The sequence below is a fragment of the Herbaspirillum sp. C7C2 genome (genome assembly GCF_022627865.1).
GTDB classification, from domain to species: domain Bacteria; phylum Pseudomonadota; class Gammaproteobacteria; order Burkholderiales; family Burkholderiaceae_D; genus Herbaspirillum; species Herbaspirillum frisingense.
The window spans coordinates 187,768-210,279 of sequence record NZ_JABXGI010000006.1; the positions used below are offsets into that span (position 1 = coordinate 187,768).

Annotated in this window: 18 protein-coding genes and 1 other RNA gene; 10 read left to right on the top strand and 9 right to left on the bottom strand. The window is 64.6% G+C overall.

The features are described 5' to 3' along the window. Positions 1-12: 12 nt before the first annotated feature. Positions 13-441, bottom strand: a complete 429-nt coding sequence (gene mraZ, locus HWE04_RS11785; RefSeq protein WP_006465511.1) for a division/cell wall cluster transcriptional repressor MraZ — start codon at positions 439-441, stop codon at positions 13-15. An 81-nt stretch (positions 442-522) separates the two neighbouring features. Here mraZ and HWE04_RS11790 point away from each other — a divergent pair, with 81 nt between their 5' ends. From HWE04_RS11790 to HWE04_RS11800, 3 genes are all read left to right on the top strand, one after another. After that, the gene (locus HWE04_RS11790; RefSeq protein ID WP_168189756.1) at positions 523-687 is read left to right on the top strand and encodes a hypothetical protein; all 165 of its coding nucleotides are present in this window, start codon (positions 523-525) and stop codon (positions 685-687) included. 641 nt (positions 688-1,328) lie between these two features. After that, complete coding sequence (locus HWE04_RS11795; protein ID WP_006465510.1) at positions 1,329-1,613, top strand: HU family DNA-binding protein; 285 nt, start codon at positions 1,329-1,331, stop codon at positions 1,611-1,613. 343 nt (positions 1,614-1,956) lie between these two features. Beyond that, positions 1,957-2,436, top strand: coding sequence for a nuclear transport factor 2 family protein (locus HWE04_RS11800; RefSeq protein WP_182993560.1), 480 nt, complete (start codon positions 1,957-1,959; stop codon positions 2,434-2,436). A 33-nt stretch (positions 2,437-2,469) separates the two neighbouring features. On the opposite strand, the gene HWE04_RS11805 is transcribed toward HWE04_RS11800, so the two are convergent. Together HWE04_RS11805 and rnpB are read right to left on the bottom strand one after the other, a co-directional pair. Continuing rightward, positions 2,470-3,630: an enoyl-CoA hydratase/isomerase family protein gene (locus tag HWE04_RS11805; RefSeq protein WP_241812514.1), complete on the bottom strand. Its 1,161-nt coding sequence runs from the start codon at positions 3,628-3,630 to the stop codon at positions 2,470-2,472. Between the two features lie 69 nt (positions 3,631-3,699). Beyond that, positions 3,700-4,034, bottom strand: an RNA gene (gene rnpB / locus HWE04_RS11810) — RNase P RNA component class A. A 179-nt stretch (positions 4,035-4,213) separates the two neighbouring features. On the opposite strand from rnpB, the gene HWE04_RS11815 reads away from it, so the two are divergent. Continuing rightward, on the top strand, positions 4,214-5,488 hold the full coding sequence (locus HWE04_RS11815) for a D-amino acid dehydrogenase (protein ID WP_241812515.1): 1,275 nt from the start codon (positions 4,214-4,216) through the stop codon (positions 5,486-5,488). 86 nt (positions 5,489-5,574) lie between these two features. After that, on the top strand, positions 5,575-6,327 hold the full coding sequence (locus HWE04_RS11820) for an HpcH/HpaI aldolase family protein (protein ID WP_241812516.1): 753 nt from the start codon (positions 5,575-5,577) through the stop codon (positions 6,325-6,327). Here HWE04_RS11820 and HWE04_RS11825 read toward each other — a convergent pair. The 3 genes from HWE04_RS11825 to HWE04_RS11835 form a co-directional block, all read right to left on the bottom strand. After that, the gene (locus tag HWE04_RS11825) at positions 6,311-7,360 is read right to left on the bottom strand and encodes an aldo/keto reductase (RefSeq protein WP_241812517.1); all 1,050 of its coding nucleotides are present in this window, start codon (positions 7,358-7,360) and stop codon (positions 6,311-6,313) included. The two genes, HWE04_RS11820 and HWE04_RS11825, sit on opposite strands and share 17 nt — an antisense overlap. Positions 7,361-7,711: 351 nt before the next feature. Continuing rightward, a complete protein-coding gene (locus tag HWE04_RS11830) occupies positions 7,712-8,740 on the bottom strand; it encodes an AraC family transcriptional regulator (RefSeq protein WP_077235816.1) in 1,029 nt (342 codons plus the stop codon). Positions 8,741-9,045: 305 nt separating this feature from the next. After that, positions 9,046-10,059: a LysR family transcriptional regulator gene (locus HWE04_RS11835; protein ID WP_006465501.1), complete on the bottom strand. Its 1,014-nt coding sequence runs from the start codon at positions 10,057-10,059 to the stop codon at positions 9,046-9,048. A gap of 429 nt (positions 10,060-10,488) precedes the next feature. On the opposite strand from HWE04_RS11835, the gene HWE04_RS11840 reads away from it, so the two are divergent. The 5 genes from HWE04_RS11840 (at position 10,489) to HWE04_RS11860 (ending at position 18,009) form a co-directional block, all read left to right on the top strand. Then, the gene (locus HWE04_RS11840) at positions 10,489-11,352 is read left to right on the top strand and encodes an alpha/beta hydrolase (RefSeq protein WP_413628619.1); all 864 of its coding nucleotides are present in this window, start codon (positions 10,489-10,491) and stop codon (positions 11,350-11,352) included. Between the two features lie 10 nt (positions 11,353-11,362). Continuing rightward, positions 11,363-12,562 (top strand): efflux RND transporter periplasmic adaptor subunit, encoded by a 1,200-nt coding sequence (locus HWE04_RS11845; protein ID WP_077235818.1) that lies wholly within the window; start codon positions 11,363-11,365, stop codon positions 12,560-12,562. A gap of 101 nt (positions 12,563-12,663) precedes the next feature. Further along, positions 12,664-15,888 (top strand): efflux RND transporter permease subunit, encoded by a 3,225-nt coding sequence (locus HWE04_RS11850; RefSeq protein WP_006464058.1) that lies wholly within the window; start codon positions 12,664-12,666, stop codon positions 15,886-15,888. Positions 15,889-15,921: 33 nt separating this feature from the next. Continuing rightward, positions 15,922-17,436 carry an efflux transporter outer membrane subunit gene (locus HWE04_RS11855; protein WP_241812519.1) on the top strand — a complete coding sequence of 505 codons (1,515 nt, stop codon included), beginning with the start codon at positions 15,922-15,924 and terminating at the stop codon, positions 17,434-17,436. A gap of 69 nt (positions 17,437-17,505) precedes the next feature. Then, entirely contained in the window at positions 17,506-18,009 is a 504-nt protein-coding gene (locus HWE04_RS11860) for a DUF1993 domain-containing protein (protein ID WP_102663268.1), read from the top strand. Positions 18,010-18,127: 118 nt separating this feature from the next. Here the strand turns inward: HWE04_RS11860 and HWE04_RS11865 are convergent, their stop codons facing one another. The 3 genes from HWE04_RS11865 to HWE04_RS11875 form a co-directional block, all read right to left on the bottom strand. Beyond that, positions 18,128-19,612 (bottom strand): SulP family inorganic anion transporter, encoded by a 1,485-nt coding sequence (locus HWE04_RS11865; protein WP_241812520.1) that lies wholly within the window; start codon positions 19,610-19,612, stop codon positions 18,128-18,130. Between the two features lie 90 nt (positions 19,613-19,702). Continuing rightward, positions 19,703-20,443, bottom strand: coding sequence for a response regulator transcription factor (locus tag HWE04_RS11870; protein ID WP_006464062.1), 741 nt, complete (start codon positions 20,441-20,443; stop codon positions 19,703-19,705). Further along, positions 20,440-22,509, bottom strand: a complete 2,070-nt coding sequence (locus HWE04_RS11875; protein WP_241812521.1) for an ATP-binding protein — start codon at positions 22,507-22,509, stop codon at positions 20,440-20,442. The genes HWE04_RS11870 and HWE04_RS11875 overlap by 4 nt, the downstream gene beginning before the upstream one ends. Positions 22,510-22,512: the final 3 nt, after the last annotated feature.

The window sequence follows — 22,512 nt, forward strand, 5'->3', positions numbered from 1 at the left end:
CTTGTCCGGCCGTCAGAAGGAAAAATTACTCAACACATCCGGCATACCGCCCGCCACAGCCTCGGCTTCACTTTCAGCCAGCTTGACGGCATCCCAGATTTCGAAATGGCTACCCATGCCCAGCAACATCACGTCGCGCTGCAAACCAACGGCGGCGCGCAACTCCGGCGCGATCAGGATGCGGCCGGCGCTGTCGAGCTCCACATCCTGGGCATTGCCCAGGAAGATGCGCTGCCAGGCACGGGCCGACATCGGCCAGTTGGCGATCTGCTCACGATGCGTCTCCCAGGTCGGGCGCGGGAAGAACAGCAGGCAACCATGCGGATGGCGCGTCACGGTGGCGCGCCCTTCGCACTGCACAATCAGGGCGTCACGATGCTTGGCCGGAATGGTCATCCGTCCTTTGGCATCGAGATTGAGTGCTGACGCGCCCTGGAACACTGTTTTTTCCTTCGCCTCTGGCGAGTGAGATTGCTGATCGGGTGTGGTGTCACGTTAGGCAAATGCAAATGAATCCACAAAATGCCCCACAAAAAAACACTTTTTGACACTGCCGCCCACTTTAGAGGATGCACTATTGCAGGTCAAGCGGTATACACAGGGAAAAACGGCGATTTTGCTAATAAAGTCAAAGACTTAGCGCACTTCCTTAAAACAGCGTTTTCAGAAGTTTTTCGAAGAAAATGAAGGACTTAGCATTTACATTGAAGGTGCAACCTGAGCTTTACACATGTGTTTATCGTCAGAATTGCGTAACTACGCGGATTTGCGCGGCATGGAAGAGCTGGCGTGCGCGATTTCGGGGCGGTGACCGGGGCGCTCGAAAAGAGCTCTCGCCACCCTCCGATTTTGCGAGTGCAAAGAGAAGCGAATTGGATTTTGCACGGCAACTTTAGTTCCCCGGAAGCTTGCCGATCGCGCACTGAAACGATAAAAAAACCAATCCGGGACGTCGGCCGCGATCAGACACGAACAGCCGATGAAGAAAACAGAGTCGCCAATGCCTGACGAAATGGACGACGAAATGGCGGATGTGCCGGCGCGTGAGCACAGTTCTTGATCAAATTCTTCATCAAATGAATGCCCTGACGCGTTTTTGTTTTGACTTCGGCGGCGACCACCTTTTACTATCCGTGTCTTTGGGGAGATCGATACACCAAAACGGGGCCTCCACGGTCCGTTCAACGGTGCTGAAAAGCAGGTCGATTTTTTTCAATCAAGGTCGGTCAAGACCAGGTCAAATCGGCTGAAAACGCAGATAGGGCTTGCGAATCCGCCTCATTCCAGTGCTAAAATCTGGGCACCTTAACAGTGAAAGGAATTTAAAAGTGAACAAATCTGAATTGGTTGACGTTATCGCCGCCGACACCGAAATCTCCAAGGCAGCAGCTCAGCGCGCGCTGGACTCCGTCATCGAGAACATCATCAAGGCCGTGACCAAGGGCGATACCGTGCAATTGGTCGGCTTCGGTTCCTTCTCCACCGGCAAGCGCGCTGCCCGTACCGGCCGCAACCCGCAAACCGGCGAAGAAATCAAGATCGCCGCTGCAACCACCGTGAAGTTCTCGGCTGGCAAGGCTTTCAAGGAAGCCGTGAACAAGAAGAAGAAATAATTTCACGCATTTGAATGCCATGAAACAGATTCATGGCATTCAAATCGAGGCCGATCCACTCGGATCGGCCGTCCTCCCCCTCCACCGCCTCCACTCCGCAGTACAGCCCTGCAGTAACCTCCCCGCAGTAGCACGCATCGTCAGCACAGTTCTCCGCACGCGCTGCACATACCGCCTCGCAAGTCCGATCCATCCCTCATCTCCGTTTGCCAAGGCAGAACGTAGCGCCTAGAATTTTTTCGGTTTCATATGAACTGAATGCCGTTGCACCCGCGTTTTGTTCCCGTCTTCCGCCACATTCCATGACCTGCCGGCTGGTCCGGCGCACCCGAGGAGACCGTCGATGAATAGCCCCGCCCAACGCCCGCCGCTACCACCCTTCACTCGTGAGACCGCAGCCATGAAGGCTCGCGCCGCAGAGGACGCCTGGAATTCCTGCGACCCGCAACGCGTTTCGCTGGCGTACACCGAAGACAGCCGCTGGCGCAACCGTGCCGATTTCATCACCGGCCGCGCCGAGATCGTCACTTTCCTCACCCGCAAGTGGACCCGCGAACAGGATTACCGTCTGATCAAGGAAGTCTGGGCGCACGAAGGCAACCGCATCGCCGTGCGCTTCGCCTACGAATGGCACGACGATTCGGGACACTGGTACCGTTCCTACGGCAATGAGAACTGGGAATTCGACGAGCATGGCCTGATGCGGACCCGCCATGCTTCCATCAATGACCTGCCCATCAAGGAGTCCGAGCGCAAGTTCCACTGGGACCGCTCGGCCCCGCGCCCGGCCGACCACCCCGGCCTGAGCGCACTGGGCCTCTAATCCGCAGAGGTGCGGCCAGGGCTGCTTGCTGGCTCAGGCGGCCAGGTCGGCCAGCGGATGCTGGTCTGGCGACCAGGGATCGGCAAAGAAGCCCTCCACCCATTCCGGCGTGGCAGCACCCAGGGAAGCCGGATTCCATTGCGGTTTCTGGTCCTTCTCGATGATCAGCGCACGGATACCCTCGACGAAATCCGGCCGCGCCGCGCAATGCAGCGACACCACGAATTCCAGCCGGAATACCTCGGCCAGCGACAAAGGACGCACCCGCTTCTGCAAGGCGTAACCTAGCCACGCCGAACCAGGCGACCCGGCGCGCAGGGTCGCCATGGCCTTGGTCAGCCAGGGATCATCGGTCTGCAGCGCGAGGATGCCGTCCACAATCTCCGGCAGGCTGGGCTGGCGGCACAGGGCCTCGATCTGGTCGTAATGCGTCCGCAGGTTGGACGGCGCAAACACCGCCGCCCCCTCCTGCACCGATGCGCCCTGCGCAGCCGCCAATACACGATCGAGCAACTCCGCATCACGCCCCTGGCCCCACGGCTGCTGCAGCAGGGCATCGATCACCGACTGCTTGGCCGACTGCGCCACCCGGTAGTCCGCCAGACCGGCGAAGAGCGCATCGTTGGCGTTCAGGTTGGCCCCGGTCAGCGCCAGGAACACCCCCGTCTTGCCCGGCATGCGCGCCAGGAACCAGCTGCCACCCACGTCCGGGTACAGGCCGATGGTGATCTCCGGCATCGCCAGGCGCGACTTTTCAGTGACCACCCGATGGCTGCAACCGGCCATCAGACCGATGCCACCGCCCATAACGATGCCATGCCCCCAACACAGGATGGGCTTGGCGAAGCTGTGGATAAGATAATCCAGGCGATATTCCTGCTCGAAGAATTCGGCCGCGTAGTGATTGGCGCGGATGTCCTCGCGCTCGGGCGAGGCGTGATGTTCGCGCATGGAACGATAGAGTTGCTGCAGGTCGCCACCGGCGCAGAAGGCTTTTTCACCCTGCGCCTGCAGCAGCACCATCGCTACATCAGGATCGGCCTGCCACCGCTGCAGTTGCGGCGTCAGCAGGCTCACCATCTCCAGCGAGATGGCATGCAGGGTCTTTTCGGAAGCGAGGGTGGCGATGCCGATGCGGCGGCCGTTGGCGGCTGTCAGTTCTTCGAACAGCACGGGTGCGGCAACTTGGTTCATGGGTCTCCTGGGGTCTCTTGCGCGAGCCCGCAGTGCCCGCGGGCCGCAGTGTTTTAATGGAAGGAAATTCAGTGAAGCAGGCCGGTAGGCCGGATTCTGTTACGGCGGGAAACCCGCTATGACAGCCATTCCTCTAGGCGACGGATCACTCCGCCGCTCAAGCTTTCTACCCGCACGCTCCGCGAGCCACATCAACGCGTGCCTATTTGAAATTGCTCCGGGTGGAGGTTACCGCGTTTCACCGTAACTTAATACGCTCGTCTCTGTGGCCCTGTTCCTCGCCTTATACCGGCTTGCGCCGGCTTTCAGCGGACGGCCGTTAACCGTCACCCTGCTCTGTGGAGTCCGGACCTTCCTCCCGCCGCCTCCTTGCGAAGGCGGCCAGCGGCTGTCTGGCCTGCATCGGGCGCTATTGTAGCGCAGCATCGCCCGGCGCCGGAGATTGCTGGTGCAAAACCCTTGTGCGCGAGCGCACAAGTTCATGCCGATTCGGCATGTGACACCCGGGCGCCTCTTAGGTAGTCTCCTGCTGATCCGCTGCAGCTAGTGCTGCGCGGTTCTTGACTGACTTCCACGAAACACCATGCATATCTGCGTATTGGGCGCCGGCGTAATCGGCGTGACCACTGCCTACCGCCTGCTCCAGGATGGCCACCAGGTCAGCCTGATCGATGCACACGACCAGCCCGGCGCCGGCACCAGCCAGGGCAATGGCGCCCAGCTCAGCTACTCCTACGTGGCGCCGCTGGCCGACCCCTCGGTCTGGACCAAATGGGCGTACTACATGTTCAGCAAGGAATCGCCGCTGACCATCAAACCCACCCTGGACGGCGCGCAATATCGCTGGCTGGCCCAGTTCCTGCGCTGCTGCAACGCCGAGCGCGTGCGCCACACCACCCTCGACCTGCTGCAACTGGCCTTCTATAGCCGCGACCAGCTGACCCAGTGGAATGCCGGCCTGAACTTGTCCTTCGACTACCAGCGCTCCGGCAAGCTGGTGATGTTCACCGATGCCCAGGGACTGGAGTCGGCCGCTGCACAGGTACGCTTCCAGGCGCAATACGGTTGCCAGCAGGAAGTGCTGGGCGCGGCCGAATGCATCCGCATCGAGCCCGCGTTGGGTCACTCGCAACGCGACTGGGCCGGCGGTGTCTACACCCCCAGCGAGGAGGCCGGCGACTGCCCGCAGTTCTGCCGCGCACTGGTGGACGTCATGCAGGCCGACCCGAATTTCCGTTTCATCGGCGGCGCACGCGTGGACGCCGTACGACGTGACGACCGTCAAGGCCGGGCCCTGCGCGCCGTCCAGGCCGGCGGCCAATGGCTAGAGGCCGACCGCTTCGTCCTGGCCCTGGGGGCCGACAGCACCGACTTCGCCCGCCTGCTCGACCTGCGCCTGCCGCTCTACCCCCTCAAGGGCTACAGCATCACCGTGCCGCTGGAGGATGACACCAGCCGCACAGCCGCGCCGCAGGTCTCCATCACCGACATCGCCCGCAAGATCGTCTACGCCCGCCTCGGCCAACGCCTGAGAGTGGCCGGCCGCATCGAACTGGTCGGCCAGGACCGCAGCATCCCGCGCCGTGCCATCGAAGAACTCAAGAACGGCATGCGCGAGCTTTTCCCCGCCTGCCGGCTCGGCGACGACGCCACGCTCTCGCCGTGGATGGGCTTCCGCCCGGCCACCCCGAGCGGGGTCCCCATCGTCGGCCGCTCACCGGTGAACAACCTCTATCTCAACATCGGCCAGGGTGCGCTGGGCTGGACCCTGGCCTGCGGCAGCGCAGCGCTGCTGGCCGACCAGATCGCCGGCCGCACCCGCGCCATCGACGACACGCCATTCCAGTACCGGGCCTGAAGAAGTTTCATGCGACGCCCCCCGCAATCGGAATTAACATGGAGCCTCGCCAGCGCCTTGCTGGCCTGATCCATGGGAGATGAACGATGCGGGAAAACCGGCTGCGCACCCTCTTCGCGCAACAGCAACTGGCCCTCTCGGGCTGGATTTCGATGGGCAATTCATTGCTGACCGAAGTGGTCGCGCACAGCGGCTACGATGCGGTCACGGTGGACCTGCAACACGGCCCCTTCTCCATCGAATCGGCCCTGCCGATGCTGCAGGCCATCTCCAGCACCGCGGCCGTGCCGCTGGTGCGCTGTTCCGAAAACAGCCTGGGCGAAATCAACAAGCTGCTCGATGCCGGCGCCTATGGCGTCATCTGCCCGCTGATCAACACCGCCGATGATGCCGAACGCTTCGTGCGCGCCTGCCACTACTCCCCCCGCGGCGGCCGCAGCTATGGCCCGGCGCGCGGCTTCCTGTATGGCGGGGCCGATTATTTCGCCCACGCCAACCAGACCATCCTCACGCTGGCCATGATCGAGACCCGAGAAGGCTACGCCAATGCCGAAGCGATCCTGCAGGTACCCGACCTGGACGGCATCTTCATCGGCCCCAGCGACCTGGCCATCGAACTCGGCCTGCCCCCGGATGCCTATGGCGACCAGCGTCTCAACGACGCCATCGATCATCTGCTGGCGCTGGCGCGCAAGCTGGGCAAGTACGTGGGAATCTTCGCCGGCACCATGGACATGGCACAGCGCATGAAGGCGATCGGCATGGACCTGGTGGTGCCGGGCACCGACATCCAGCAGATCAAGGCCGAAGGGGCGAGACGTATCAGCGCCTTGCGCTGATACGTCGCTCAGGGCTGAGCCCGGCCCAGCCCCGCACCACCCGACCGAAGAACGGATAGTTGGGATCGTTGTAGCCATGCGTGGACGCATGCCCCGGCGTGACCAGGCTGTCCACCAGCGCCGCTTCCTCGGCCGTGATCTTCAGCTCGGCCGCATCGTAGTAATCCTCCATCTGCGCCAGCGTACGCGGGCCGGCGATGACGCTGCTGATGGCCGAATTGGCCAGTACCCAGGCGGTGGCGAACTGGCCCAGCTTGATGCCGCGCTGCTCGCAGTGCTGCTGCAGGCGCTGCGCGATCAGCAGCGATTCTTCGCGGAATTCGGTTTCCATCATGCGCTTGTCGCCGCGTCCGGCACGGGTATCCTCGGCCGGCTTCTGGCCCGGCTGGTACTTGCCTGTCAGCACGCCACGCGCGATCGGGCTGTACGGCACCACGCCCAGGCCATAGTGTGCACAGGCCGGCAGGATTTCCACTTCCGGCTGGCGGTTCAGCAGGTTGTAGTAAGGCTGGCAGACCAGCGGCAGCGGCACATTGTTCTTCTCACACAGGCGCGCAATCTCGGCGATGCGCCAGCCACGGAAGTTGGACACGCCAAAGCCGCGGATCTTGCCGGCGCGGATCAGGTCGCCCAGGGCCTGCACCGCCTCTTCCAGGTTCTCGTCCTGGTAGTCGCGGTGCATGTAGAGGATGTCCAGGTAATCGGTATCGAGACGCTTAAGGATGTTCTCGGTCTCGCGCACGATCCAGTTGCGCGAATAGTTGGACTCATTGGGCCGGTTGCTCATCGGATTGCCCAGCTTGCTGGCCAGCACCCACTCATGGCGCTGTCCGGCCAGCAGCTTGCCGACGATCTCCTCCGACTTGCCCTTGGTATAGACGTCGGCCGTGTCGATGAAATTGACGCCGTGTTCGCGGGCCGAGGCCACGATGCGGCCGGATTCCTGCAAGTCGGTCTGGTCACCGAACATCATGGAACCCAGGCACAGGGCCGATACCTTGAGGTTGCTCTTGCCGAGGCGACGATAGTGCATGCTGTCTCCGAATCGAAAAATGGGTGTGGATAAGTTAGGGCCTGTTCACACTAAATCTGCGAGTGCGAGAGGTCGTCAAGCGTTGACTGCCTAGGCGCAGCGACGCGCCGTAGTGGTGCTACGGCAAGGAGCTGCAACAACGGCAGGCGACGCTTGCCGGCCTCTCCCGGAGGGTTGCGCCCAGAAGGCGCGCTGGCGGCGTTGCACGGCAAGGCTGGTGGCACCACCACCAGCCTTGCCGCGCGCCTTGCCACCACGCCTTCTGGGCGCAACGCATCTCGCAGATTTAGTGTGAACAGGCCCTAGGTGCGGCCATCATTCTAGCGCCGTGCCGCCGCACCCGCCGGGGACTCACAGCATCGGCGCTTCTTCTTCCTGCCAGCGCCGCTTGTCGCGCAAGGGCGGCGCACCGAACAGACGGCTGTATTCGCGACTGAACTGCGACGAGCTCTCGTAACCGACCCGATGCGCCGCCGTCGCCACGCTGGCGTCAGCAGTCAGGATCAGCTTGCGCGCTTCCTGCAGGCGCAGGTTCTTCTGGTATTGCAAGGGACTCATGGCCGTCACCATCTTGAAGTGATGATGCAGCGACGACACGCTCATGTGCACCTCGCGCGCCACGTCCTCGATGCGCAAGGCCTGGTCGTAACCGTCCTTGATCAGGCGGATGGCCTTGGCCACGCGGTTCATCTGGCTGTCCTGCAGCACGGTCTGGCGCAGCAGCGCCCCCTGGCCGTTCATCAGCAGCCGGTACAGGATTTCACGCCGTATCATCGGTGCCAGGATGGCCACGTCACGTGGCGACTCGTGCAGGCGCAAGAGTCGCAAGACGGCATCCAGCAGTTCGACGTCGAGCCGGTTCACGTACAGCCCGCGGGCTGCGCCCTCTGTGAGATGGGCCGCCGCCGGCAGGTTCTCGTCACCGATCAGTTCACCGATCTCCTGGGTATCCAGTTCCAGCCGCAGGCCGAGATAGGGCTCATCGGGACTGGTCACCATCACCTTGCCCACCACCGGCAGATCCACCGAAGCCACCAGGTAGTGCATGGGATCGTATTCGTAGATTTCATCCCCCACGAAGATGCGCTTGGAACCCTGCGCGATCACCGCGAAGACCGGCTTCTGCACCGCGTGCTTGGGACCGGTGGGGCAGGTGATGCGATAGATTTCCAGGTCGGGGATGGCGGTGGCCAGCATGCCTTCGCTGCCGGCGGTATAGCGCTCCAGCAGTTGCAGCAACTCCTGCTGCATGGCGTGGAAACGGGCATCGGCGGCCAGGTCGGCCTCGGACCGGGTGGGCGCCACCGAGGTGGGCGAGCTGTCATGCTCCAGCAAGAGCAGAGGAGCGGAATCCTGGACAGCGTGCAGATCGAGATCCATGGTGTTCTCTCAACAAGGGACAAGCGGCAGCTTAACGCTTGCGCAGCACTGCCTGATTCTCCGGCAATCACACACGGAGGATCAGGCAAGAAGTTTGCAGAATCAGGTATGCCCGGCAGCGATTGGGCGCGATCATGATGAGGCCGTCACGGCGACATCGGCCCACATGCCGCACACACAGGCGACCCGGTACGACGACCCAGAAAAAAGGAACAGAGAATCAGGCAGAAAATCGGCAGCTTTCGGCACGCGAAAACCTGCCACCCGCCTGCATAATCCTCGCCGAACCGATCATCAGGCAAACGTCAGAACACGCTCTCGGCGATGTTGTACTGCTCGACCACGGTCCGTACGGTGCTGACTTCAGGCTTCTTGACGAAGCTGCATTCGCTCTCTTCCATACCCATGGTGCAGGCCTTGTGCAGCGGGCAGGTGGCAAACAGCTCGGCCACCCAATCGACGAAGGCACGCACCTTGGGCGAGAGGTGACGGTTGTGCAGGTACACCACCGAGATCGGCATGGGCGCCGGCTTCCACTGCGAGAGCAACTCGACCAGGCGGCCTTCCTCGATGTGGCGCGTCACCATGTACAGCGGCGCCTGCACCATGCCGAAGCCCTGCAGGGCGCATTCGACGTAGGCATCGGCCTCGTTGACCGAGAGCTTGCCATCCATCTTCACCTCGCGCGTGACACCGTCGACCACGAAATCCCAGTCGATGGTGCGGCCGGTGCGGCTGGAGAAGTAATGCACCGCCTTGTGCTGCTGCAGGTCCTCGATGGTATGCGGCACGCCGTGGCGCTCGAGGTAGGACGGTGCGGCACAGGTGACGGTCTGGAAGGTGCCGATGCGGCGCGCCACCATCGATGAATCCTGTAGCTCGCCGATGCGGATCACGCAGTCCACCGCCTCCTGAACCATATCCACCGGGCGGTCGCCCATGCCCATGACCAGTTCGATGTCGGGGTACTTGGTATAGAAGTCGCACAGGTTGGGCAACAGCATGAGACGCCCGACCGAGCCCGGCACATCGATGCGCAAGCGCCCCTGGGGCCCGCGCGTGACATTGCGGAATGACTGCTCGGTCTCGTCGACGTCAGCCAGGATGCGCACGCAGCGCTCGTAGTAGGCCGCGCCATCGGGCGTGAGGCTGATGCGGCGCGTGGTGCGATTCAGCAGACGCACCCGCAGCATGCTCTCCAGGCCCTGGATCAGGGTGGTGACGGTAGTGCGCGGCAGGTTCAGGTTGTCCGCAGCGCGCGTGAAGCTGTTGGCATCAACCACAGCGGTAAAGACTTGCATGGCCTGGAAACGGTCCATCGCTCTCTCCTAAGTGCCTGTGTCCGAGAACATCGGAGCGGCAAGCGGGGGCAGGACAAGCACAGGCAAGAGCAGGCAAGACCAAGCACCGCCCCCGGCGCGCCGATTGCCCTGGTCCGGGCGGTCCCGACGGTACGGCCAGGCCCGCTCGAATTGAATCAATTTACAACAAATAACCACCAATTACGCGGCAACTACGCGCTTCCCCGCGCTATTGCACCAGAAAAACACTGGTGCAATCAGTCAGGAAATCCGTACTTGGCAGCCTCAGACATCCCAGAAAGGAGCCCCGCCATGACCGAACTTGTCATCGCGATTGTTCAGACCTACCGAACAGTGTTGTTGGATTATATGTGTTTATTCGCGACCCTGCTGTGCCGCACAATTCGCCACATTCTTGGACAAGTGGCTTCGGCCCGGGCGCACATCATGCAAGCCTCGCATTCGCTGGATATCCGCAATTTCTTCGTTCCCGGCCCGCTGGGACGCATCCCCGTGCGCCTCTACCAGCCGGCGCAGGCCGCCGCCAAAGGTGAGCAACGGGCGCTGGTGATGTACTTCCACGGCGGCGGTTTCACCAGTGGTTCGCTGGATGACGCCGACGCCCCGGCCAGCTTCATCGCCCATCACGGCCAGGCCGTGGTGCTGTCGGTAGGCTACGCGCTGGCGCCGGCCAAACCCTTCCCGGCCGCCCCGGAAGACGCCTTCGCCGCCGCCAGCTGGGCCTGCAAGCACGCCGACGAACTCAATGTCGACCTCGACCGCATGGTGGTGGCCGGTGACGATGCCGGTGGCAGCCTGGCCGCCAGCCTCACCCTGATGACCCGCGACCGCTGCGGCAAGCCACTGGCCGCGCAGGTCCTGATCAGCCCCATGCTGGACCCGAGCATGCGCCTGCTGGGCGATGCCGGCCGCCTGCAATCGGACCTCACCGCCGAAACCTGCGCCGCCAGCTATCGCCAGTACCTGCCCCAGACCATGCAGCGCCTGCACCCCTATGCCGCACCGCTGGAGGTGAGCCGCCTGGCCGGCCTGCCACCGGCCTTCATTGCCACGGCAGAACGCGACGTGCTCTGCCCGGAGGCCGAGAAGTACGCCTCCAGCCTGATCCGCGCCGGCGTGCCCACGCAGGTCTCGCGCTTTGCCGGCATCACGCACGGCGCCCTGCGTACACACCTGCCGCTACTCAAGGAAATCGTCAATTTCCTGCGCTGTCGCTTCGCCAGCCTGCAACGCGACGAATCCGGTCACGACTTCATGCCCTTCAAGCTCCACCCCTCCACTCCATTCTGAGGATAAGAACATGCAAACTCCTGCTCCCCTGCGCAAGCGCTTCGCCCTTACTGCCACCGTCCTGGCCGTCATCGCCCTGTCGGTCGGCGGCGCCATCTCGGTGGTCGGCCTGTCGGCCAATGCCTCCACCGCCCCCACTGCAGCTGCTGCCGGCGCGCCGGTCGATGTGGCCGAAGTGGTCCAGCGCCAGATCATCGACTGGCAGTCCTACTCCGGCCGCATCGAAGCGGTCGACCGCGTCGAAGTGCGCCCCCTGGTCGGCGGCACGCTGACCGCCGTGCATTTCAAGGATGGCGCGCTGGTCAAGAAGGGCGATGTGCTCTTCACCATCGACCCGCGTCCCTATGAAGCCGAAGTGGCCCGCGCCGAAGCCCAACTGGCCGGCGCCGAAGCCCGTGCCGGTTATACCGCCACCGACCTGGCACGCGGCCAGCGCCTGCTGGGCGACAACGCCATCGCCAAGCGCGACTTCGAGGAAAAGCAGAACGCCGCCCGCGAAGCCTCGGCCAATGTCGCCGCCGCCCGCGCCGCCCTGCGCGCCGCCCGCCTGAACCTGGAATACACCCGCATCACCGCCCCAGTCTCGGGCCGCATCTCGCGCGCCGAAGTCACCCTGGGCAACGTGGTCACCCCGGGTGCGGCCAATGCCCCGCTGACCACCCTGGTTTCGGTGGCCAAGGTGTACGCGTCCTTCGACGTCGATGAACAGAGCTTCCTGAAATACGTCAACCCGGCCCGCGCCGCCGGCACCACCGTCCCGGTGGAACTGGGCCTGGCCAATGAGGACGCCTACTCCCGCAAGGGCCGCGTGGGCTCGGTGGACAACCGGCTCGATACCGCCTCCGGCACCATCCGCGTGCGCGCCGTGTTCGACAACGCCGACGGCCAGCTGGTCCCCGGCCTGTACGCCCGCGTACGCCTGGGGGGCGGCGAGCCGCATGCGGCCGTGCTGATTGATGAAAAGGCCGTCGGCACCGATCAGGACAAGCGCTTCGTGATGGTGGCCGACAAGGACAACCACGCCAACTACCGCCAGGTGGTGGTGGGTGCCGGCCATGACGGTCTGGTGGTCATCGAGAAGGGTCTGCAGCCGGGCGAACGCATCGTGGTCAACGGACTGCAACGCATCCGTCCGGGTGACGCCATCACCCCGACCGTGGTGCCGATGCAGGCCCAGGCTGCCAAGGCTGCCGACGCCGGCAAGGCCTGATCCCGCACGGACCTCTCTCGCATTCAAGGAAGAACAAGCCGCGGGGGCGCATCGCCCTCCTGCAAGGGCGGTTGCATCCCGACGGCTGACAAGGAACCTACATGAATATCTCTAAATTCTTCATCGACCGCCCGATCTTCGCGGGTGTGCTGTCGGTACTGCTCTTGCTGGGCGGCGTGCTGGCCATGCTGCAGCTGCCCATCTCGGAATATCCCGAAGTGGTGCCGCCCTCGGTGGTGGTGCGCGCGCAGTATCCCGGCGCCAACCCCAAGGTGATCGCCGAAACCGTGGCCTCGCCGCTGGAAGAGCAGATCAACGGCGTGGAAAACATGCTCTACATGCAGTCGCAGGCCAACAGCGACGGCAACCTCACCATCACCGTCAACTTCCGCCTGGGCGTGGACCCCGACAAGGCGCAGCAGCTGGTGCAGAACCGCGTCTCGCAAGCCCTGCCGCGCCTGCCGGAAGACGTGCAGCGCCTGGGTGTGACCACACTCAAGTCCTCGCCCACCCTGACCATGGTGGTGCACCTGACCTCGCCCGACAACCGCTACGACACCACCTACCTGCGCAACTACGCGGTCCTGAACGTCAAGGACCGCCTGGCACGCATCCAGGGCGTGGGTGAAGTGGGCCTGTTCGGCTCGGGCAACTACGCCATGCGCGTCTGGCTCGATCCCAACAAGGTGGCCCAGCGCGGCCTGACCGCCAGCGACGTGGTGCGCTCCATCCGCGAACAGAACGTGCAGGTGGCCGCCGGTGTGATCGGCGCCTCCCCCAGCGCGCCGGATACCCCGCTGCAGCTGTCGGTGAACGCGCAAGGCCGCCTGAAGACCGAAGGCGAATTCCGCGACATTATCCTGAAGGCCTCGCCGGACGGCGCCACCACCCGCCTGGGCGATGTCGCCCGGGTGGAACTGGCCGCCTCCGAATACGGCCTGCGCTCGCTGCTGGACAACAAGCCGGCCGTCGCCATCCCCATCTTCCAGGCCCCCGGCGCCAACGCGCTGGATGTCTCGACCCAGGTGCGCGCAGCGATGAAGGAACTGTCGGCCGACTTCCCCAGCTCGGTCAGCTACAGCATCGTCTATGACCCGACCCAGTTCGTGCGCGCCTCCATCGAAGCGGTGGTCCACACCCTGCTGGAAGCGATCGCCCTGGTGGTGATCGTGGTGATCATCTTCCTGCAGACCTGGCGTGCTTCCATCATTCCGCTGTTGGCGGTGCCGGTGTCCATCATCGGTACCTTCTCGCTGATGCTGGGCTTCGGCTACACCATCAATGCGCTGTCGCTGTTCGGCATGGTGCTGGCCATCGGTATCGTGGTCGATGACGCCATCGTGGTGGTCGAAAACGTCGAACGCAACATCGGCGCCGGCCTCTCGCCGCGTGACGCCACCTATCGCGCCATGCAGGAAGTGTCCGGCCCCATCATCGCGATTGCCTTGACGCTGGTGGCGGTGTTCGTGCCGCTGGCCTTCATGACCGGCCTGACCGGCCAGTTCTACAAGCAGTTCGCGATGACCATTGCGATCTCCACCGTCATCTCGGCCTTCAACTCGCTGACCCTGTCCCCGGCCCTGGCCGCCCTGCTGCTCAAGGGTCATGGCGACAAGCCGGACTGGCTGACGCGCCAGATGGACCGCTTCCTGGGTGGCTTCTTCATCCGCTTCAACCGCTTCTTCAACCGCGCCTCCGACAACTACGGCACCGGCGTGACCGGCGTGATCAAGCGCAAGGGCGCCACCATGGGTGTCTACGTGGTGCTGCTGGCCGCAACCCTGGGCGTTTCCTACATCGTCCCCGGCGGCTTCGTGCCGGGCCAGGACAAGCAATACCTGGTGGCCTTCGCACAACTGCCCAACGGTGCTTCGATTGACCGCAGCGAAGAAGTGATGCGCAAGATGAGCGACATCATGTTGAAGGAACCGGGTGTGGCCAGCGCCATTGCCTTCCCCGGCCTGTCCATCAATGGCTTCACCAACAGTTCCTCGGCCGGTATCGTCTTCGTGGGCTTGAAGCCCTTCGAAGAGCGCAAGAGCAAGGAGCTCTCGGGCAATGCCATCGCCGCGTCGCTGAACAAGAAGTTCGGCGGCATCAAGGAAGCCTTCACCGCCGTCTTCCCGCCACCGCCGGTGATGGGCCTGGGTACCCTGGGTGGCTTCAAGATGCAGATCGAAGACCGTGACGCACTGGGCTACGCCGAACTGGACAAGGCCGCACAGGCCTTCATGAAGGCCGCCGCCAAGGAACCGGCGCTGGGTCCGATGTTCTCCAGCTACCAGATCAACGTGCCGCAACTGGATGTGGAACTGGATCGCGTCAAGGCCAAGCAGCTCGGCATCCCGGTGACCGACGTCTTCAACACCATGCAGATCTACCTCGGTTCGCTGTATGTGAACGACTTCAACCGCTTCGGCCGTGTCTATCAGGTCCGTGCCCAGGCTGACGCACCCTTCCGCGCCAAGGCCGAGGACATCGCCCAGCTGAAGACCCGCAACACTGCCGGCGAGATGGTGCCGCTGTCCTCGGTGGTGAAGGTCAAGCAGACCTTCGGCCCGGAAATGGTGGTGCGCTACAACGGCTATACCGCCGCCGACATCAACGGCGGCCCGGCCCCGGGTTACTCCTCGGACCAGGCCCAGGCCGCCGCCGAACGCGTGGCTGCTGCAACCCTGCCACGTGGCATCAAGTTCGAATGGACCGACCTGACCTACCAGAAGATCCTCGCAGGCAATGCCGGCGTGTGGGTGTTCCCGATCAGCGTGCTGCTGGTGTTCCTGGTGCTGGCTGCCCTGTATGAAAGCCTGACCCTGCCGCTGGCCGTGATCCTGATCGTCCCCATGAGCATCCTGGCCGCCCTGACCGGCGTCTGGCTGACCCGTGGCGACAACAACATCTTTACCCAGATCGGCCTGATGGTCCTGGTGGGCCTGTCGGCCAAGAACGCCATCCTGATCGTGGAATTCGCCCGCGAACTGGAGATGCAAGGCCGTACCGCCGTACAAGCCGCCATCGAAGCCAGCCGCCTGCGTCTGCGCCCGATCCTGATGACCTCGATCGCCTTCATCATGGGTGTGGTGCCGCTGGTGACTTCCTCTGGCGCCGGTTCGGAAATGCGCCATGCGATGGGCATCGCGGTGTTCTTCGGCATGCTGGGCGTGACCCTGTTCGGTCTGTTCCTGACCCCGGTGTTCTACGTCCTGCTGCGCACCATCGACCGCCGCCAGCTGCACTCGGCCTCTCATCATGAAGCCCCGATGACCGCCGGTTCGCATGTGCCGCAAGTCAGCCACGCCGCCCCCGGCCCGCAGGATGATCGCTGATCCCCGGATCAGCCCATGAATGGAGCAAGAAAAATGATGACTCAATCGATGACCCGCCTGCTGCGCCCCGTGCGCATCGGCTCGGCCCTGCTGGCCACCTTGCTGGTGCTGGCCGGCTGCTCGGTGGCGCCCACCTACGAGCGTCCCTCGGTGGATACCCCGGCCGCCTTCAAGGAAGCCGCCCCCACCACCCAGACCGGTGAAAACGGCAGCCAATGGAAGGCCGCCCAGCCCGCCGAAGACATCGCCCGTGGCGAATGGTGGAAGATCTTCGGCGACGACCAGTTGAACGCCCTGGAAGACCGCGCTCAGCAGGCCAACCAGGACCTCAAGGCGGCCGCCGCGCGGCTGGGCCAGGCACGCGCACTGACCCGCGATGCACGCTCTGGTTACTTCCCGCAGATCGACGCCGGCCTGGGTGCCACGCGTCAACGGCCCTCGCCGGCCTCGCAGGGCTTGCCGGCCGATGCCAACACCCAGCCCAACACCCTGTACCGGGCGCAACTGGGTGTGTCCTATGAAGTGGACCTGTTCGGCCGCGTCGCCTCCACGGTCGATGCCGCCACCGCCGATGCCCAGCGCAGCGAAGCGCTGTTCCATTCGGTGCTGCTGGCCTTGCAGGCCGACGTCGCGCAACAGTATTTCCAGGTGCGTGAACTGGATGCCGCCGCCGAGCTCTATCGTGGCACCGTCGATCTGCGCCAGGAATCGCTGCGCCTGGTGCAGCGCCGTTTCGATGAGGGCGACATCAGCGAAGTCGACGTAGCCCGCGCCCGCGCCGAACTGGCCTCGGCCCAATCGGAAGCGCTGGGCATTGCCCGCCAGCGCGCCACCGCCGAACACGCCTTGGCCATCCTCTTGGGCCGTACCCCGGCCGAGTTCGCGCTGCCGCCGCAACCGCTGAAGCGACTGGCGATCTCGGTCCCGGCCGGTCTGCCCTCGACCTTGTTGGAGCGCCGTCCCGACATCGCTGCCGCCGAACGTGCCATGGCCGCCGCCAATGCCCGCGTGGGCGTGGCCAAGTCGGCCTTCTTCCCGGCCCTTAACCTGACCGGTGGTCTGGGCTACGAGTCGGCCCAACTGGGTGATCTCTTCAACTGGTCCAGCCGCACCTTCCTGCTCGGCCCGCTGGTGGGCACCGCCCTGACCATGCCGATCTTCGATGGCGGCCGTCGCCAGGCCGGCGTCGATCGCGCCCGCGCCAGCTATGAAGAACAGGTCGCCACCTATCGCGGCACGGTCCTGAATGCCTTCCGCGAAGTGGAAGACAACCTGGCCAACCTGCGCATCCTGGACGACCAGAACCGCGCCCAGGACGAAGCGGTCGCCTCGTCCTCGCGTGCGGCCCGGCTCTCCCACACCCAGTATCGCGAAGGCGCGGTCAGCTACTTCAACGTCATCGATGCCGACCGCACCGTGCTGCAACTGCAGCGCGCCTCGGTCACCCTCGATGGCGAGCGCGCCCGCTCCACGGTCAACCTGATCCGCGCCCTGGGCGGCGGCTGGAGTACGCCGCAGCCAGCTGCGACGCAGGTATCTTCACGGTAGTAATGTTCCAGTCTCCCGATGCGCTAGCGCATCCGGAGACTGTCATCCACCTTCATCCCAGAAAAAAAAATGTCCATCACCCTGCACGAAGTCGGCATCACCCCGCTGATCCGCGCCCTGCACAATCTGTCCTCCCTGCTCGACAAGGCAGAGCAACATGCCGACCAGCACAAGCTTGAACCGCAGCAGCTGCTCTCGGCACGCCTGTACGAAGACATGTTCCCGCTGACGGCGCAAGTACAGCGCGCCAGCGACACCGCCAAGGCCACCGCCAGCCGCCTCTCGGGCGTGGCCGCGCCGGCCTTCAGCGATGACGAGACCAGCTTCGACGAACTGCAGGCCCGCATCAACAAGACCATCGTCTTCCTCGAATCCATTCCCGCCGATGCGGTCAACGGCCAGGAAGACCGTGTCATCACCATGAAGCTGCGCGGCGAAGAGCGCAGCATGAGCGCACGCGAATACCTGCTGGTGTTCGGCCTGCCCAACTTCTTCTTCCACATCACCACCGCCTACGACATCCTGCGTCACCAGGGCGTCAAGCTGGGCAAGATGGATTTCCTGGGCCTGTAAACCCGACACACCCAGACAAAAACGGCTCGCATCCTGCGATGCGAGCCGCTTTTCAGACAAGTTTCCCGTGGTACTTTGGCCCGCCTCCTTATCGAGGGCGGGCGTTTTTTTTCATGGCTCAGTCCACATGCGGCACACCCGCCCGCTGCAGCAACTGGCGGCATCGCCGGGACAGTGCCACCACGCGCAAGTCCTTGCCCAGCCGCACATAGCGCTCGGCCAGCGTCTGCACGGCGGCAATGGCCGAATGGTCGGCCAGGCGCAGGTGGCGGCAATCCAGCGTGATCTGTTGCGGGTCGTCCTGGGTCGCGAACAGTTCCAGGAAGCGCGTGGTCGAGGCAAAGAACAGGGTGCCATGCGGCAGGTAGGTACGGCTGCCATCGTCTTCGTCGACTACCTCGGCACGCACTTCGCGTGCGTGCTCCCAGGCGAAGTTGAGCGCGGCGATCACGATGCCGCACAACACCGCCACCGCCAGGTCGGTCAAGACGGTAATGACGGTGACGGCGATGATGACCAGCGCATCGTTCCGCGGCACCTTGCCCAGCACCCGCAGCGAGCCCCAGGCAAAGGTCTCCTGCGCCACCACGAACATGACGCCGGCCAGTGCCGCCAGCGGAATACGCTCGATGGCCGGAGACAGGAACAGGATGAACAACAGGATCATCACCCCCGCCACCACGCCCGAGAGTCGCGAACGGCCGCCTGAGCCGAGGTTGATCATGGTCTGACCGATCATGGCGCAACCACCCATGCCGCCGAACAGGCCCGAGACCACATTGGCCGCGCCCAGCGCCAGGCATTCCCGGTTGGGCTGGCCACGGCTGGCGGTGATTTCGTCGGTCAGGTTGAAGGTCAGCAGCGTTTCCAGCAGGCCGACAATGGCCATGAGCACCGCATACGGTCCGACGATGCGCAGCGTCTCCAGGGTCAACGGCACGCTGGGCAGATGCAGCGGCGGCAAGCCACCGGCGATCTGCGCCATGTCGCCCAGGGTACGCGTGTGCAGGCCACTGACATAGGTCAGCAGACCCACTCCGAGAATGGCTGCCAGTGCGGGCGGAATGGCCTTGGTCACGCGTGGCAGGAGCCACACCACCAGCATGGTCGCCAGGGTCAGGCCGATCATGATCCACAGCGACGTCCCCTGCAGCCACTGTGGCCCGGACGGCGTACTGGTACGGAAATGTTCCAGCTGCGACAGCGCGATCACGATCGCCAGGCCATTGACGAAGCCCAGCATCACCGGATGCGGCACCATGCGCACCAGCTTGCCCAGCCTGAGCGCACCGAAGGCCAGCATGATCAGGCCTGACAACACCACCGTGGCCAGGAAATACTGCGCCCCGTGTTGCACCACCAGCGCCACGATGACCACCGCCATCGAACCGGCGGCCCCCGAGATCATCCCCGGCCGGCCACCGAACAGCGCGGTGATGGTGCAGATGAAGAAGGCGCCATACAGCCCCATGAGCGGATTCAACTGCGCCACCAGGGCGAAGGCGATGCATTCCGGCACCAGGGCGAAGGAAGTGGTGAGGCCGGCCAGCACGTTCTGGCGGAGTTCGCGCAGGCGCGATGACGGAGGGGTGACGGTGGTCATGGAAGAAACATGGAACAGGAATTGGACAGGCGCGCAGCTGCGCCGCAGGAACCGCAATGCGTCAGGGAGGGACGCGCCGACAGTCCCGCGCTAGCCCCACAGGGTCTCGATCTCGGCATCCAGGAAATAACCGGCGCCGCGCTCGGTGCGCAGCAGGGTCGGGTTCTTGGGATCGGCTTCCAGCTTGCGGCGCAGTCGCAGGATCTGGACATCGATGGCACGGTCGTAGACTTCGTCGAAGGCGCGCGTGCTCTCCAGCAGGTGCTCGCGCGAGACGATGCGCCCCGGCGCGCCCAGGAAGGCCACCAGCAGGCTGAACTCGGCATTGGTCAGGCTCACCTGGCGCTGGTCCGGCGCGGTCAGGCGACGGGTGTTCAGGTTCAGGTCCCAGCCGGCGAAGCGATAGGCACGCGGGTGCTTGCTACGGGTCACCGGCGCCGCGGGGGCGGCTGGCGTGGCGGTGCGGCGCAGTACGGCACGCATGCGGGCCAGCACTTCGCGGGGCGAAAACGGCTTGGTGATGTAATCGTCGGCCCCCAGCTCCAGGCCCATCACCATGTCGGCCTCTTCATTGCGCCCGGTCACGCAGATGATGGACATGCTGCTCTCGGCCCGCCAGCGACGCGCCAGTTCGGCGCCATCGATGTCGGGCAGGCCGAGGTCCAGCAGCACCATGTCATAGACCGATTCCTGCACGGCGCTTTGGGCCTGGGCACCGGTGGCGGCGCTGTCGACCGAGAGGCCGTGGCCGCTCAGGTAGTCGACCAGCAATTGGCGCATGGCCTGGTCGTCATCGACGACCAGCACCCGGATGGGAGGGGTAGTGCTCATGGAGTTCCTTGTTCGGTATCGGGCAGCGCGGTCATGATAGCGCGTCGCAATGCAGCTCGCTCAAGCGGCTTGGTCAGGCCGGCAACGCCCAGCGTCCTTGCCAGGTCCACCACGTGGGCCTGACCGGAGCACAACACCACCGGCAGATCGGCGCGCAGTTCGCGCAGGGCCGCAATGAGGGCATCACCCTGCATCTGCGGCATGTCCAGGTCGGTGATCACCAGATCCACCGCCAGCGGCTCCAGGGCGAATTCCTCCAGCGCCAGCAGCGGGTCGTCGAAGACGATGGGCGCATAGCCCAGCGCATCCAGCCATTGCGCACACAGTGTGCGCTGAGCCGCATCGTCGTCGACCACAAAGATGCATTGGCCCTGCCCGCTGGCGACCTGCTCATCGTGCAACTGGTCGGCGTCGGACGTCGGTTCCGGTGTTGCCGCAGGCGACGGTAGATCAGTGGCGGCCGCAGCCGGCAGCAGCAGCCGGAAGCGCGTGCCCCTGGCATCACTGGCAACGGCCACGCCGCCTTCGTGTTCGATGGCGATGCCGGCCACGATGGCCAGGCCCAGTCCGGTCCCCTTGCCGCCCGGACCGTCGCGCGTGGTGAAGAAGGGTTCGAACAGCCGCGACAGGTGCTGCGGGGCGATGCCGCTGCCGTCATCCACCACCTCCAGCCACACCGCCTGCTGTTGCGGCAAGTCGCCGGCCAGGGGCGCTTCGGCTGGCGCCTCTCCGGCATGCAGGCTGACCACCACTCGGCTGCGCGCAGCCTGGCTGGCATTGCGGATCAGGTTCAGGGCCACGCGCGAGAGCTGCCCGGCATGGCCTTGCACTGCCAGCGGCTGGGCCGGTGGCTGGAACTCGATCACCACGCCGGCCCGGCACAAGGGACGGGCCAGCCGCACCGCCTCGGCCACCGGCTCGCGCAGGTCCAGCAGGCTGCGCTGGCGATCTCCGCGACGTCCCGCCAGCAGGATCTGCTCCGTCAGTTCGCGCCCCCGACGCACTGCCGATACCACCTCCGACAGCGGGCGCTGGGCCGGGGCGGCCGGGTCCAGTTGTTCCTGGGCCAGTTCGGCATAGCCACCCGCAGCGCCCAATACGTTGTTGAAGTCATGGGCGATGCCACCGGCCATCAATCCCAGCGATTCGAAGCGGCGCATCTGTTCCATCCGTGCCGCCAGCGCCTGCCGCTCGCGCATGGCCACGGCGATGAAGAAGGTCAGCATGGCCAGGCCGGCCAGGTCGACCTGCAGGCTCCAGGTGCTGTCCAGCCCTTCCTGGCGATAGGGGCCCATATCGTAGAGCGTGAGCAAAACCGCCATCACCGCGGCCAGGCTGGTCACCAGGGTGGCACTGCGCATGCCGCCGTACAGGGCGGCCCCGGCCAGCACCAGCGACAGCAGCACACGCTGCACCTCGCCCGACCAATCGCAGGCGGCACATGCCAGCAATACCGCCACCACGGCCGCGGCACCGAGCAAGGAGGGCCGGTCGCCGCGCAGGCTGCGCCAGTGCAGCTGCGACCAGACCAGCCAGGTCGGCGTCAGTACCAGGATCGCCAGACCATTGCCCACCAGCAACGTGCGCCATTCGGCCCACCAGCCGGCCGGCATCACATCGGCCGCCAGGCTTGCCCCCAGGGCAGCCACCACCGCCACCACCAGCAAGGGCAGGAGCGCCACGAAGCGGCCCAGCTTGTAGAGACCATCGAACTGCCCGTCGCGACTGACGAAGCGTCGTCCCAGCCAGATGCAGGCAACGATCTGCACCACGTTCAACAGCGCGAAACCGGCGTCGACCTGCACTGGCAGGCTATCCCGGTCACCCACCACCAGCATGGCCACGAACACCGCCAGCAGATACGGGAACCAGTCGCGCGCCGGCTTGCGCCACAGCAGCGCGATCATCAGCGCGGGGGCCGGGGCGGCAATCGGCGCCAGGGTGGTGCTGTCCTGCAGGTTGGCGGCAGGACTGGCCAGCAGCGTATAGACCACGCCACACAGCAGTGCCGACAGCAGGCTGCGGAACATGGCGGCCAGCGGGCGGTGAGGGATAGGTGGGGTCATGGC